The organism is Streptomyces sp. NPDC058697 (assembly GCF_042715345.1).
In the GTDB taxonomy this organism is placed as follows: Bacteria; Actinomycetota; Actinomycetes; order Streptomycetales; family Streptomycetaceae; genus Streptomyces; species Streptomyces liliifuscus.
The window spans coordinates 26,101-40,152 of the sequence record NZ_JBHXSU010000001.1 but is presented as its reverse complement, the minus strand read 5'-3'; the positions used below and the strand labels follow the sequence as shown (position 1 = coordinate 40,152).

General features: G+C 70.6%; 12 protein-coding genes. 2 read left to right on the top strand and 10 right to left on the bottom strand.

Annotated features, from left to right (window positions below; translation table 11 throughout):
* Nucleotides 1-52: 52 nt before the first annotated feature.
* Complete coding sequence (locus ACFWXQ_RS00180) at nucleotides 53-562, bottom strand: hypothetical protein (protein ID WP_383957329.1); 510 nt, start codon at nucleotides 560-562, stop codon at nucleotides 53-55.
* Nucleotides 555-2,792, bottom strand: coding sequence for an MMPL family transporter (locus tag ACFWXQ_RS00175; protein WP_386267170.1), 2,238 nt, complete (start codon nucleotides 2,790-2,792; stop codon nucleotides 555-557). Before ACFWXQ_RS00175 ends, ACFWXQ_RS00180 begins: the two co-directional genes overlap by 8 nt.
* Before the next feature lie 161 nt (nucleotides 2,793-2,953).
* On the opposite strand from ACFWXQ_RS00175, the gene ACFWXQ_RS00170 reads away from it, so the two are divergent.
* Nucleotides 2,954-3,880 (top strand): AraC family transcriptional regulator, encoded by a 927-nt coding sequence (locus ACFWXQ_RS00170; protein ID WP_383943424.1) that lies wholly within the window; start codon nucleotides 2,954-2,956, stop codon nucleotides 3,878-3,880.
* Here the strand turns inward: ACFWXQ_RS00170 and ACFWXQ_RS00165 are convergent.
* The 8 genes from ACFWXQ_RS00165 to ACFWXQ_RS00130 form a co-directional block, all read right to left on the bottom strand.
* Nucleotides 3,877-4,854, bottom strand: coding sequence for a phosphotriesterase (locus ACFWXQ_RS00165; protein WP_383943427.1), 978 nt, complete (start codon nucleotides 4,852-4,854; stop codon nucleotides 3,877-3,879). The two genes, ACFWXQ_RS00170 and ACFWXQ_RS00165, sit on opposite strands and share 4 nt — an antisense overlap.
* A gap of 284 nt (nucleotides 4,855-5,138) precedes the next feature.
* On the bottom strand, nucleotides 5,139-6,410 hold the full coding sequence (locus ACFWXQ_RS00160; RefSeq protein ID WP_383943430.1) for a VWA-like domain-containing protein: 1,272 nt from the start codon (nucleotides 6,408-6,410) through the stop codon (nucleotides 5,139-5,141).
* Nucleotides 6,407-7,669, bottom strand: a complete 1,263-nt coding sequence (locus tag ACFWXQ_RS00155) for an AAA family ATPase (protein ID WP_383943433.1) — start codon at nucleotides 7,667-7,669, stop codon at nucleotides 6,407-6,409. Before ACFWXQ_RS00155 ends, ACFWXQ_RS00160 begins: the two co-directional genes overlap by 4 nt.
* 93 nt (nucleotides 7,670-7,762) lie before the next feature.
* Complete coding sequence (locus ACFWXQ_RS00150) at nucleotides 7,763-9,208, bottom strand: hypothetical protein (protein WP_383943436.1); 1,446 nt, start codon at nucleotides 9,206-9,208, stop codon at nucleotides 7,763-7,765.
* 110 nt (nucleotides 9,209-9,318) lie between these two features.
* Nucleotides 9,319-10,851: a HEAT repeat domain-containing protein gene (locus ACFWXQ_RS00145; protein ID WP_386267167.1), complete on the bottom strand. Its 1,533-nt coding sequence runs from the start codon at nucleotides 10,849-10,851 to the stop codon at nucleotides 9,319-9,321.
* A 70-nt stretch (nucleotides 10,852-10,921) separates the two neighbouring features.
* A complete protein-coding gene (locus ACFWXQ_RS00140; RefSeq protein WP_383943442.1) occupies nucleotides 10,922-11,458 on the bottom strand; it encodes a hypothetical protein in 537 nt (178 codons plus the stop codon).
* A gap of 48 nt (nucleotides 11,459-11,506) precedes the next feature.
* Nucleotides 11,507-12,358 (bottom strand): class I SAM-dependent methyltransferase, encoded by an 852-nt coding sequence (locus ACFWXQ_RS00135; protein ID WP_383943445.1) that lies wholly within the window; start codon nucleotides 12,356-12,358, stop codon nucleotides 11,507-11,509.
* Between the two features lie 68 nt (nucleotides 12,359-12,426).
* The gene (locus ACFWXQ_RS00130; RefSeq protein ID WP_383943448.1) at nucleotides 12,427-12,804 is read right to left on the bottom strand and encodes a MerR family transcriptional regulator; all 378 of its coding nucleotides are present in this window, start codon (nucleotides 12,802-12,804) and stop codon (nucleotides 12,427-12,429) included.
* Between the two features lie 134 nt (nucleotides 12,805-12,938).
* Here ACFWXQ_RS00130 and ACFWXQ_RS00125 point away from each other — a divergent pair, with 134 nt between their 5' ends.
* On the top strand, nucleotides 12,939-14,012 hold the full coding sequence (locus tag ACFWXQ_RS00125; protein WP_383943451.1) for an alkene reductase: 1,074 nt from the start codon (nucleotides 12,939-12,941) through the stop codon (nucleotides 14,010-14,012).
* Nucleotides 14,013-14,052: the final 40 nt, after the last annotated feature.

Genomic DNA, 14,052 nt, shown 5'->3' with positions numbered 1-14,052 from the left:
TCCCCAATCTGGGGGGGGAGCGTCGACGCCGAAGCGGGAGGGAAACGAGGTCTCAGCCGACCGCCGGAGGCGACGGAAGGCCCCACTGCGAGAAGTCCATCTGACCGTCACCGCTCTTCGTCAGGAGATCCTTCTTGCCTGACGACCAGGCAATCGCGATCTTCTCGCCGCTCGATATCTCGACGGTGCCCTTGAGCCGGTCCTTGTTGTCCTCGACGCATTTGAGGAGGATCGACTTCTCCTGGAGAAGGCCTTCGCACGCCTGCCGCTTCTGACCGTCCGCGGACTGGAAGGCGAGCATGACCTTCTTCTTCTGGACGATCATCGCGACCTTGTCGACATCGGATTCTCCGAGCCATCCGCCGTCGAGGCTGCCCGTCTCGCCACTCGCGCCGGTGCTGCTCGGCGTTCCAGGCGTGCTCGGGACTTCCTCGGCCGCGTTCGTCGCCGGCGCCGACGGCCTGTCGTTCGATGCGTCGTCGGTGGAATCGTCGCTCTGGCAGCCGGTCAGCAGGACGACGCCGACACCGGCGGCAACGCCGATCTTCACAAGGTTACGCATTTCGTGCGGACTCCTTCATTGACATTGGTTCGACTCCCGCGGTGGCGTGGCTGCTTGCGGGGCCGTTCTCACTGATTCCGAAACGTTGGTGGAACTTACGAAGCGGTCCCGGCGCATACCAGGCCGAGCGGCCGAGCAGCCGCATGGCGGCAGGCAGGAGTACTCCGCGTACGGCGATGGCGTCGATGAGGATGGCCAGGCCGCTGCCGAGGCCGAACATCTGCATGAAGCTGACCTTCGCCGTGGCGAACGCGAAGAATCCGACCGCGAGGAGACAGGCCGCGGCGCTGACGATCTTCCCGGTGTGTCCGAGGCCGTGGACGACGGCGTCCTTGGTGCTTTCGCCCTCGTCGTGGAGCTCCTTGATCCGGCTGGTGACGAACACCTCGTAGTCCATGGACAGACCGAAGGCGATGCAGAAGAGCAGCACGGTCATGGATGTGTCCATCGGCTGGGCGGTGAATCCCAGTACGGAGCTGAGATGGCCGTCCTGGAAGATCCAGGTCATCGCGCCGATCGCCGCCGCCAGGCTGATGATGTTCAACGCCAGCGCGCGGAGCGGCTGGACGATGCTTCCGGTGAACAGGAAGAGGAGGATGAAGGTGGTGACAGCGACCAGGCCGCCGGCCAGGGGGAGCCGGCTCGCGATCGATTCCTTGGTGTCGAGCAGCTCCGCGTCTCCGCCTCCGACCAGGACCTCCTTGGAACCGGCGGGCGCCGCGACGTCCCGGACCGCCCGGACGAGGGACTGCGCGCTGTCCGACTTGGGCGGAGCGGTACCGATGACGGTGACCCGCTGTGCGTCGGGGCGTTCCAGAGCCTCGTTCGCCGGGCCTGGAGCCTGCGCCTTGCCCTGTGCGTACGTGCCTGTCGCCGCCTCGACGCGAACGACCCCGTCCAGGAGCGACAGCTTCCCCGCGTACGCGTCGACAGCCTCGTAGTTCACGGATCCGTCGGCCACCACCTGGATGGCCGCCTCGTCGTCGCCCTCGAAGTCCTCCTGCAGCGCGGTGGACACCTGCCGGCTCGCGGCGTCCTCGGGAAGGACCCTTTCGTCGGGGGTACCGAACGTGACGCCGAGGAGCGGGGCCGCGGCGAGCAGGAGCACAGCGAGGACCGGCACGCTGGTCAGCACCGGCCGGCGCATCACGGTCCCGGCCAGCCGGCCCCAGAAGGGTGCGCGCCGGCGATGACGGTCGGCCTTGGGCCAGGGGAGCCTGCCGCTGTTGATGCGATGCCCCAACAGCATGAGCAGGGCGGGCATCACGAAGAGGGTGCCGACGGCCGCGATGACGACCACACCCACGCCGGCGTAGGCGAACGAGCGGAGGAAGTACTGCGGGAAGACCAGCAGCGCGGTGAGCGCCACCGCGACCGTGCCGGCCGAGAACACGACCGTACGTCCCGCGGTGTGCACCGTCGTACGAACCGCGTCGGCGACGCTCGTCCCCAGGGCGAGCTGCTCCCGGAAACGGCTGATCATCAACAGCGCGTAGTCGATGCCGAGTCCGAGCCCGAGGGCGGTGGTGAGGTTGATCGAGAAGACCGACACGTCGGTGACGCTGCCCAGGAGCGCGAGTTCCGCGAAGGTCCCGGCGACCGCCACCGTGCCGATGGCGAGCGGCAGCAGAGCCGCGACCACACCCCCGAACACGATGAGAAGCAGCAGCAGCGTCACGGGGACCGCGATGATCTCCGCGAGGAGGAGGTCCTTGAGAACCTGCTCCGACAGTTCGGCGCCCACCGCCGTACCGCCGCCGGCCTTGACGGTCAGGCCCTCGTACTGGCCCGTGTAGGTGTCGATGATGTCGTGCGCGTGCTCTTTCCGCGTCGACTCGTCGCCCTTCACATGGGCGAGGACCATGGCCGAACGGCCGTCACGGGCGAGCAGCGAGTCGCTCTGCGTGTCCCAGTAGGAGACGATGTTGCCGAGCTCGGGCTCCTTGCGCAGATCGGCCACCAGCTGTCGGCCGTCCTGCTCCACCGCCGGGTCGGTGACGCGCCGCGTGCCACTGCTGACCAGCAGCACCAGGTTCGCTTCCCCGCCGAACTTCTCGTCGATGACCCGACTGGCCTGTGTGGACTGCGAGTCCGGGTCGTCGAAGCCGCCGCCCACCAGTTTCCCGAAGGCGCCCACGCCCACGACGCTCATCGCAGCCACGAGGACGGAGGCCACCACAAGCACAGCTCTGGGCCACCGAACCGTCAATTCCGCAACGCGGTCAAACATGTCCATCCTTTGATCGAGGGGATCTCACGGAGGCGGATCCCGGTACGACGCCGTTCGGCTGCGCGCAGACAAGACGCAGGACCGGCCGAGGAGTTCGATCCGGGCGACGTGACCTGAATCACAGCTGTGGAGCGGTCCTCGGCCGGCCCATACGATGAGGTGTGCCTTCCTGGAGCCAAGACCTCACGGTCTCCTCGGCGAGCGCCTGGGACGAGGTCTTCTCCGACCTCCACGGCGCGAGCCGCATCAAAGTGCCGGATCGCCACGCACCGTGGGCCGGACGCTTGGAGTGGCAGCGGTCGAAGGCCTACGGCCTCGCCCTGTGCGCCGGCGGAGAGGAAGTGGTCAGCAGGGACACCCGGCACATCCGGTCCGACCCCCGGGGCACGTACGAACTCCTCGTGCCGCTCGCCGGGACGGCCTGGGTGGAACAGGGACCGTCCTCCGGTGAAATAGGCCCCGGCAGCATGGTGTTGTGCGACATCGACCGCCCGCTGACCTTCGCGCACGGCGACGATCTCGTGGGGATCTCCTTCCTCATGCCCGGCCAGAACGTCGCCGGGCGCAGCCCTGTCGCGGCCGAAGGGCCGCACATACTCGACGGTGCCCGCGGACTGGGCCGAGTCATCCAGCAGTTGACGACCACACTGCACGAGGAGCGCGACCAACTCTCCGAGCCGACCTTCGACATCGCGTGCGACCGGCTGCTGGACCTGGTGTGTCTGGCAGCGGAGGGCGGCAACGACTCGGCGCCCACCGGGCAACGAGCGACGGTGGAGGCCGCGGTCCGGCGCTACATCCGCCGGCATGCCTGCGACCGGGACCTGGACGTCGTCGGCGTCGCGCGGGCCCTGGGCTGGTCCGCGCGCTATGTCCAGCAGGTGCTGCAGGCCGCCGACACCACTGCACGCGACCTCATCCGCCGCGAACGGCTGGACGTCGCCCGAACCCGTCTGGCCGGGGCGAGTTGGGCCACGTACTCGATCGCGGAGATCGCCCATTCCTGCGGCTTCGGCAGCCATGCCTCGTTCGCCACCGCGTTCCGGGCGGAGTTCGGCATGACACCCAGCGAGGCCAGACGTGGCTAGCCGTTGGGCGGGCTGAAGTACCGGCGGGGATTGTCCACCAGCATGGTGGTGAGCTGAGCCTCGGTGACGCCGGCGTGGCGCAGCGCCGGAAGCACCTCGTCGTGCAGGTGGGTGTAGTGCCAGTTCGGCGCGATCTGCTCCCGTACGCCGGGCGGGAACCAGTCGATGTGGCACGACGCGTCGTGCGACAGGACCATCCTCTCGGCGAACCCTTCGCGCGCGAGCGCCGCGACGGTCGCCACCCGCTGGTCGCCGGGCAGGAGGATGTCCAGGCCGAAGCGGTCCATTCCGACGTACGAGCCGTTGTCGATGAGCCGGTGCAGATAGTCCAGGTCGGCGGTGTCGCCGCTGTGGCCGATGACGACCGCCCCGAGGTCCACGCCTTCACTGCGCAGGACGTCCTGCGCGACGAGGCCCGTACGGGCGCTCGCGCTGGTGTGCACCGTGATCGGGGCGCCGGTCCGCAGATGGGCCTGCGCCACCGCTCGCATCACCCGCTCCACGCCCGGGGTGAGTTCGCCCTCGATCGCGCACTTCAGGAACGCGGCCCTGATGCCCGTGTCCGCGATGCCCTCGGTGAGTTCGCGGACGAACAGGTCGGTCATTCCCTCGGGGCCGCCGAGCATCGTGCCCGGCCCGTGGTAGCGGAAGAAGTCGGGGACGTCGGCCAGCGTGTAGAGGCCGGTTGCCGCCACGATGTTGAGGTCGACCTGCTGGTTCACCAGGGCGACTCGTGCGACATCGCGTCCGAGCCCGATGACGGTCGGGTCGACGATGGTCGTGACACCGGTCGCGGCAAGTGACTTCAGCCGGGTCACGGCGTCGCTGATGTGCTCCTGCTCGTCCCAGGTCTCCGGAAGGGCCTGCCGGAGTTCCTCGCTGAGAACGAAGACGTGCTCGTGCATCAGTACGGCGCCGAGGTCACCCACCGCCACGGGGCCGCGGACGGTCTGTACCTGCGGGGTCGAGGTCATGCGGATCCTTCGATGCTCGCCCGGAACCAGCCCGTCGGGCGGGCGGCCGGGGTGTGGTGGCCGGGGTGTGGTGGGAGAGGGCTGCTGTCGAACCGTCCGCTCCGAGGCGGTCCCGGGTTCGGCCTGGTGACGACTCTCGCAGGGCCGTGGGATGCCGTCTTTCGCGTCGGCGCGCAGTTCTTTCGCACAGGCGTGATGTCCGGCCGGGCCGCCGAGCCGGACATCACGTCAACCGGCCACGAACATGAACTCCCGAACCCGGTCCACGAGTTGGCCCGAGGGGACTACCGAACGGCGGGAACCGAGCCGATCTCCACCACGCGGGCCCAGTCGGGCGGCGTGTCGGGGACGTACTCGGGATCGTCCTCGTCCGACGATCCCGAGTACGGCGCGGAGTCGTACGGCCGGGGGAACAGGCCGATCACCGCCCGGCAGGACGGCTGCGCGCTCGGCCAGGGTGTCTGACCGTCGGTCAGGACCACGATCACATCCGGCCGCGGCCGCGCACGGAGCGCCTTGGCGAAGCCCGTGCGCAGATCCGTGCCCCCGCCGCCCAGCAGCGGAATACCCTCGGCACGGCACAACGGGTGCACGATCTCGGCGGACGCGTCGCACGGCAGCACGGAGACGAGGTCCCGGCGGCCGCCCACGGCACGGGAGATCGCGGCAACCTCGCGGAGCGCACTGCCCAGTTCGGTGTCGCTGACCGAGCCGGAGGTGTCGATGATCACGGAGACCCGGGGAGGCCTGCGCCGGAGACTGGGGAGCACCACGCCCGGCAACCCGGCCGACCGGCGTGAGGGACGGCCGTAGCTGTAGTCCTGGCCCGCGCCGGAGCCCGAGGTCGCCGAACGGATCGCCGCGCCCAGCAACTCCCGCCACGCCTGCGGTGGTTGGAAAGCCTCCTCGGCCCACCGCTGCCACGCCTTGGACGTGCTCCCCGGACGGCCCTTGATGCCCTGCGCCACCCGGAACCGGACCGCGTCCCGTTCCTGCGCGCTAAGGCCGTGCGCTCCGTTCGGTCCCAGCTCCCACTCCCTGTCCAGACCGTCCGCCCCACTGCCGCAGTCCAGCCAGGAGTGGCTCTGCGTACGCGGCCCGAGCCGGAACTGCCGCAGGTAGTCCTCCATGAGCTGCCCCTCGGGCAGCCCCAGGGAGCCCGGCTCGACGACGTCCTGGGGCCAGGCCAACCCGTCGCCGTACACGTCGTCGTTGATCTCGCAGTCCGCGGCGATGTTCATCCGCAGCCGTTCCCCGGGGCCGGTCAGTCCGCGTTCCTTCGCGACCCTGTCACTGCGTCCGTGGTGGTCGCGCAGCAGGTGCGACACCTCGTGCACCCACACACCGGCCAGTTCCTCCACCGGTGTGCGATCCACGAACGCCGGTGAGACGTAGCAACGCCAGTGCCGGTCGACGGCCATCGTCGGTACCGAACGCGACTCCACGGTGTGCAGGGCGAACAAGGCCGTGGCCAAGTAGGGCCGGGCCCGGGCCGCCTGCAGCCGGGCGGCGAAGAGCTTGTCGAGGTCCAGCGCCCTCGTCGGCTCCGGGGTCACCGGCTCGCCCCGGTGGCGACCGCGGCCCGGGCCGCCGCCCGGTCCGCCCGCCGGGAGATGGACACCGCTCCGGCGAGCCGCTCGATCGATGCCGGAACGTCCCAGTCCTGCTGCCGAAGCGAGGCGAGTGTGGTCGCGGGGACGACCACCAGGTCCGGGGCTCCGGTGTCCAGCGCCCGCACCAGAAGCGCCCACGCGGCGTCCCAGCGCGCCTTGTCCGGACGCTTGCGGACGGCGGCCACGACACCGTCGAGCACGGCCTGGCGCAGGTCTCCCCGCTCGGGCAGGACGGCGGACTCCGGGTCGCCGAGCAGCAGTTCGGGGTCCGGCAGGTCCATGCGGTCCAGGCCGGCAAGGAGCTCCAGACCGGGGCCGTCTCCCACCGTTCCCCGGACCAGCAGGGACAGCACCTCCCTTGAGGAGCCCGCCGCGGTCGCGAAGGCGATCAGGCACAGGGTCATCTCCCAGCTGCGGGGTGACGGCCAAGGTCCGCCCCGGCGCGTCTCGTTGCTGGGCAGCCGGTGTACGAGTCCGGGGCGGGCGGAGAGGAGTTCGCAGACGGCACGGCGGGCGAAGTCCACGGCCTCCGGCAGACGTTCCGGATCCAGCCGCGGCAGGGTGGCCCGCGGCCATGTCCCGCCGAGTCCGCGCACCACCACGTCGTGGTCGTGGGTCCACTGGAGATGGACGAACCGGTTGGCCAGGGGCGGACTCAACTCCCAGCCGTCGGCCGCCGAGGACCGTGGATTGGCGGCGGCCACGATACGTACGCCCGGCGGCAACCGCAGGGCGCCGATGCGCCGTTCGAGTACGAGGCGAAGCAGCGCGGCCTGCACGGCAGGAGGCGCGGTGGACAACTCGTCCAGGAACAGCAGCCCGCGGCCGGCCCGTACCAGTCGGACCGCCCAGTCCGGCGGGGCCATCGGGACGCCCTGTTCCGCGGGATCGTCGCCGATGACGGGCAGCCCGGAGAAGTCCGACGGCTCGTGCACGCTGGCGATGACGGTGGTCAGCGGAAGGTCCAGGGACGCGGCGAGCTGTGTCAGGGCCGCGGTCTTGCCGATACCCGGCTCGCCCCACAGGAGGACGGGCAGGTCAGCGGCGACGGCCAGTGTCAGGGCTTCCAGTTGGATGTCGGGGCGCGGTTCCGTGGTGGTGTCACGCAGACGGGCCAACAGGTCGCCGGCGACGTCCAGTTGGGAGATGTGCGTGGGGTCGGAGGGTGAGTCGGGCGCGGCGAACGGGCTGTATGAGGGCATGTTTGATCACCTGAGGGTTCGTGGAGCGGCGAGTAATGGCAGGGGCGAGCCGAGGACAGGGGCGAGCGCAAGACAGGGAAAGACGTCCCTGGATCAGCGGCCGGTCGTGTGGCGTGGATGGGAGCGGTGGCCGGGAGGGCGAGGCAGACTCGGGCGGACGCGGCCGGGTCCCGGGCCGACGAGGTCCGCCCGGAAGAGCCCGTGGAGGATGCGCCGCCGCGCGGCCGCCTCCAGTTCGTCCCGTAGCGCGCCGTCGCGCAGCCGTGCGTCGGGGCCGAGCAGGCTCTCGACGACGGCCAGCGCTCCGGCGATGTCTCCGTGTTGGAGGCGTTCCCGGACGCCGGTGAGGCAGTCCGGATGACGATGGGCCGTGTCGATGGTCTGGAGGCAGGGGAGTGGTGTGCCGGTCAGCTCGGCCAGGAGCTCTTCCCGACGGATCTCGGCAGGGTCGTGGTCGAGCGGGGAGAGGACTCCGTCGACCAGACCGATCCGGTGCCGTTCTCCCCGGCACTCCACGAGGTGCGGCTGCCCCGGCACGGAGAGCGCCCGCCCGGGGGCCCGTGAGCGCCCCTTCGGGGACTTGTCCGGTGCCAACGCCGAAGCGACCAGCGGGTGCAGCTGATCGATTCCGATCGAACCACTGCGGAGCAGTTCCAGGTCGGGCAGCGTCCAGGTCGCAGCGTCCGGCAGGACCGGCAGCGCGGCGGTGGCCCCTCTGGTGGGCGCCACCGAGACGCTGAACCCGGGCGGCCCCGGGCCCTCACCGTCCGCGACCAGGTCCAGCAGCAACCGCTGCCCGGATCCCACCCGCACGGCGACGGTACCGGTGGACCGTCCCTCGGCGCGGAGCAGTATCCCTGCCTCGGCGGCCCACCGGTCGACGGCACAACGCGGATCCCACGGCACCGGCACCGGCAACGGCTCCGGCACATCCGGGTTCACCGGGGGAAGGCCCTCGGCGGCCGGCCGATCGGCCCCCGACCGGACCCGCAGCTCGTCGCTCCTGCGCGCGTCCCACAGATGCCGGTGCAGATCGAGACGGAACCGCCGGTTCGGACGGGGGTGCGGGTGACGGCGGGTGCCGGCATCGGCGTGGGATCCGTCCCACAGCGCGAGGCTGATGCGCTGGCCGGCATCCGCCCAGGCGGGCGCCGTCCGGACCACCAGACACACCGTGCCCGGGCCGTCACGCGTGCCCGGGCTGTCAGGCTCCGCCGCGTCGTACCGCGTCAGAGCGATCGTCAGCCCCGGGCGCAGCAACCCGTGGGGAGCGATCCTCGGCATGTGCCAGCGCAACAGGTCGGGCGCCAAGTGGCGGAGATCCGCGCGGACTTGGGCGGCGAGGTCCTGGCCTCGGGTACGAGCCAGGGACCGTAGATCGAGGTCGACGTCGACGCCCGCAGCGGCGCACGCCCCTGCCCAGTCCCCGGCACGGCGACGGACGGTGGCAGTCTCGATCATGGAGGGCGGCACGGCGAACTCTCGCACGCGCGGCCAGAAGGAAAGGCGGAGATCCTCGTACGCGGTGTCAGTGAGCATCAGCACTCACCTTGCGCGGACGGGACCCCCGATCTGTCAACAGAATGAGTCATCATCGCGAGCGACAGTAGCGCCCCCGCGTCGACCTGTCAGGTGGTTTTCCGTGGCAGTCAGTTCCGGCCACCTGGATCGGCGAGAGCCTGGAGCACGGCGGCCACGGTCTGCCGCACCCGCGGGGACGGGTCGTGCCAGGCAAGGTCCATGAGCCGGTCGTACAGCGCATCACGGTCCGGCGGCAGCGCGAAGCCGACCTTGAGCCACTGCTCCAGACCGAGCGCGGCGCTGTACCGGACCGGCTCCTGAGGGTCGTCGAGCCCCCGCACCAATCGGCGTACGTCCTCCTCGGCGCCGTAACCGCCGCGCCCGCCGGAACCGCCGTGACCAGCGCCATCCACGTCTTCCGGGACGAGCAGCCGGAGCACCGCGGCCCGGACCTCGCTCTCCTCAGTGCTGTCGGCCAGGCGGCGCAGGTCCGGCAGGGCGTCGGGCAGCCCGATCAGTGCATAGCCCGTCCGCCAGGCGGTGCTGGGATCGGCCGTGAGGCGAGCGACCAGGGCGTCGGCCACGGGCCGACGCTCCCAGAGTCGCAGTCCGCCGTAGACGGCTGCCCCCAAGCCGTCGACGGCACCTGCCTGCACGTCCGTGTCCGGGTCGTCGAGCAGCGGGAGCAGCAGCCACACGGCGTCCCATCTCCCGCACTCGCCAATGGCTTTCGCGGCGGCGGCACGCGTCGGTCCCGGGATCGCCGCGTCGGCGATGACGCCACGCAGGTGTTCCACGGCGGTCCCGGTGTCCACCTCGCCCAGCGCGCGAGCGGCCGCCGGACCGGCCACGGGGTCGCGGAGCCATCGCCGTGCCGGGCCGATCAGCTGCCGGTCGTCCGGCTGTTCCAGCATGCCCAGCAGACGCGCTGCCACGGCCGGGCTCCGCTCGGCGTCAAGAGCTGCGGCAAGGGCGTCACGAACCTGCGGCGTCTCCATGTCGGACAGTCGTCCCGCCACCGCGGTCCGTACGTCGGGAGACGGGTCGCGCAGCCCCGCGAGCAGCGAGTCGAGCAGTCGCCCGGTGCACTGGCGCGGCAGCAGTGTGAGCGCCTCGATGCGCGCGGCGGCGTCGCCCTCCCGGGCCGTCCGGATCAGCTCGGCCTTCACGGCCGGATCGTCCCTCAGCTCGTAGATCAGACTCCGCGCGCGTCCCCACACGGCCCCGTCAGGATCGCCGAGCAGGCTCACCAGCGCCGGGACATCGCCGGGTACGCCCAACGCCGTCAGGCCGACGAGAGCGTTGATACGGACGTGATACTCCGGGTCGTTGAGCAGTTCCGCGAAGGCCCGTACGATCCCGTCGCCGCGTAGTTCGAGGTGGATCGCGGCGAGCGAGGCCCTGCGGCGTACCCATGGGTCCATGTCGTCCATCAGGAGCGGCAGCACCTTCATGCCCGCCTCGGGCACCCCCAGCCGACCGAGGCCGATGGCAGCGGCCTCGCGCACCTGGGGCACCGGGTCACCGGCCGTTTCGGCGAGCACCCAGGCGTGCTCGCGACGGCCGACCTTGCCCAGCCCCTTCGCCGCCGCCACACGGCGCTGCGTATTCCGTCCCGCCAACTCCCGTAGGAAGAAGGCGATTTGGTGTTCCGACCCCATGTTCCACCCCGGAAAGGAAGACTTCCGAGCCGCTCGGAGGTTGTACGGCGGGACCGGGTCCCGCCAGGGGTCACAGCGCGCGGGCGAAGGAGTCGAGGACGGCGAAGTCGGTGTCGAGCAGGCCGACCCGCGCGTCGACATGATGGAGAAGTGCCGGACTCCCGTGGTGCGAGGCGACGAAAGCGCGGTCGGTGTCGTCGAGGTCGTCGTCGACCCAGGCGAACGGGCGGCCCTCGGCGTGTGCGACGAGGTGACGGGTCTTCCAGAACGTGCCGTCCGGGCGTATGTCATGTGTCGTGGGCCAGTCCACGACCGGCAACCGGGGAAGGCCGATGACAGGCCCGATGTACGTGTTGGCCTCCGCGCCCCAGGTGGTCGCCCACACCAGCTCGTACCGCTCACCCAACTCCCGCAGTCGCGAACCGTGTTCGGGGTTGAGCCAGACCCGGAGTGGTTTCACATGGGCCCTTGGCGTACCGGGGTGCTGGGCGATCCAGCCCTCGGGCTTCATCCGATGCGTGGCGTACCCCGCGGGCCGCCGGTGCGGCTTGGCGGCGTAGGGGTTGAGCGGCCCGTCCACGTCGAGGTAGAGAAGCGGCCGGTTCATGCCGATACCCCCTTTCCCATCACTGCTCCCGCCCCGCGACCGGCTCGTCTACGCGCGCCCCGGCCACGTGGCGGTCACCAGCCAGAGGCGGGAAGTCAGCCGTACGCCGGTGTCCGACTCGTAGGCCCGGAAGGCGTCGACGGCCGCGAGCCGGGCACGCTCCGTGGCCTGCGGGTCGGTGTCCCGCAGCCAGTGCCGCATCGGGCCCCAGCCGAACAGGAAGTTCGCGGCGTCCTCGGCGTCCGCGCCCCACAGTTGAGTCCGTTCGATCGCCTCGGCGCCGGCGCCCTCGAAGCCGGCGTCGCGCAGTACGCCTGTCGTGCGTTCGGGGTCGGCGAAGGAGGCGGGGCCGGTCTTCGTGTCCTGGGACAGGTCGGGCAGGGGTACATGCCCGGCGATGGCGGCGAAGATGACGGACTGTTCCATGCGGCTGAAGGCCTGCGGACAGACGAAGGCGAGGCGTCCGCCCGGCCGCAGAGACCTTCCGATGTTGGCGAACGCGGCAACCGGATCGGCGAAGAACATCACCCCGAAGCGGCTGAGCGCCACGTCGAAGCCCGCCTCGGGAAAGGGATGCACCTGGGCGTCGCCCTGCACGAAGGAGACGTTGTCGAGCCCCTCCTCGGCGGCGCTGGCCGTGGCCCGCTCCAGCATCGGCACGGACAGATCGACACCGAGGGCACGGGCTCCTCGGCCGGCGGCGAGACGGGTGAGGCGTCCGTTGCCGCAGCCGATGTCGAGGACCGCGTCCGTGTCCTCGATGCGGGCGGCGGCCAGGAGAGGCTCGTTGGCGTCGTCGTTGAGATTGTCGTAGCGCGTCTGGTGGTCGGCCCAGTGGGTGCCTTCATAGCCGTTCCAGGCCTCGGCCTGATGCGTGTTCACGATCGTCTCGTCCGTCATGCGTACATGGTGACGCCCTGCTTTGTCCCATGTCACCGTCTGGGCGGGGCGGGGCGCGGGCGGCGGTGTCAGGCGGATGCGGCCGACTGGAGCTGATCGCGGTGTGCGCGGGCCGTGGTCATCAGGCCGTCCAGGGCGTCGCGGGTCTGGACGAGTTCCGCGATATGTGCCGTGAGCCGGTCGCGTTCCTGGCCCATGCGTTCGAGAGCGGCGTCCGAGTTCTCCTCGCTGGGCGAGTCGACGCAGGGGAGCAGTTCGCCGATGGTGCGGCTGGACAGGCCTGCCGCGTACAGCCGCTGGATGAAGGTGACCCGCTCGACCTCGTTGTCCGTGTAGTGCCGCTGTCCGCTGGTGCTGCGGGTGCTGGTGAGCAGGCCCTGTTCCTCGTAGTAGCGCAGGGACCGGACACTGACGCCGGCCCGTTCGGCGAGCTCTCCGATGCGCATGCCGTTCTCCCCGCTCTCCGCTGTTGCCCGCGCTGTTACCTACGACACAGGCCTTGCCTCTGACGTCAATGTCAGGTTTTAGCGTAGCCGCTGTGCCCGTGACCCGGGTACACGGATCGAGAAGGAGACTTGAAGTGACGAGCCTGTTCCAGCGCCATCAGCTCGGCGAACTGACCCTGCCCAACCGCGTCGTGATGGCCCCCATGACTCGGGTGAGGGCCGCTGCCGGTGGCCTGGCGACACCGTCGATGGCGACCTACTACGCCCAGCGCGCGACCGCCGGGCTGATCGTGACCGAGGGCGTCCAGCCGAGTCTCATCGGGCAGTCCAACCCTGGAACGCCCGGACTGCACACCGAGGAGCAGCAGGCCTCGTGGCAGCCGGTGACGGACGCCGTGCACGCAAACGGCGGACGGATCTTCGCCCAGCTCATGCACGGCGGGCGCGTCTCGCACCCCGACACCACGGGCACGCAGCCCGTCGGCCCGTCGGCCGTGCCCGCCGTCGGCGACGTGTTCACGCCGACCGGTCCCCAGCCGGCCCCCGTACCCCGTGCGCTGGACACCTCGGAAGTCCCGGAGCACGCCCGCTCCTACGCCGACGCGGCACGCCGGGCAGTGGACGCGGGATTCGACGGGGTGGAACTGCACGGAGCCAACGGATACCTGATCTCGCAGTTCCTCTCGTCCAACGCCAACCTGCGCACGGACCGGTACGGAGGCTCCGTGGCTCACCGGATCAGGTTCGCCGTCGAGGCGGTGTCCGCGACCGTCGAGGCGGTCGGCGCGGCGCGCACGGGCATCCGGCTCTCCCCGGGCGGAACCTTCTGGGGCGTGCGGGAGACGGCGGTCGCGGAGCTCTACACGGCCCTGCTCGGCGAGTTGGCGCGGCTGGAGGTGGCATACGTCCATCTCGAAGCGACCGCGGACGAAGAGGTGCTCGTGGAGCTCCGCCGTGTCTGGCCGGGCACACTCGTCATGAACCCGGTCGTGCCCATGGGCCCCAAGCAGACCGGCCGGTCCGAGGCCGACCACTGGCTCGGTCTGGGCGCGGACCTCATCAGCTTCGGCCGCGCCTTCATCGCCAACCCCGACCTGGTGGAACGCCTGCGCACGGGCGTGCCTGTCGCGCCCGTCGACGAGGCGACCTACTACCAGGGCGGCGACGCGGGGTATCTGACGTATCCGGCGCACCAGTACAGCGCCTGACACCGGCGGTCTGACCGGGCGGTCCGACCGGGTGGCTTGC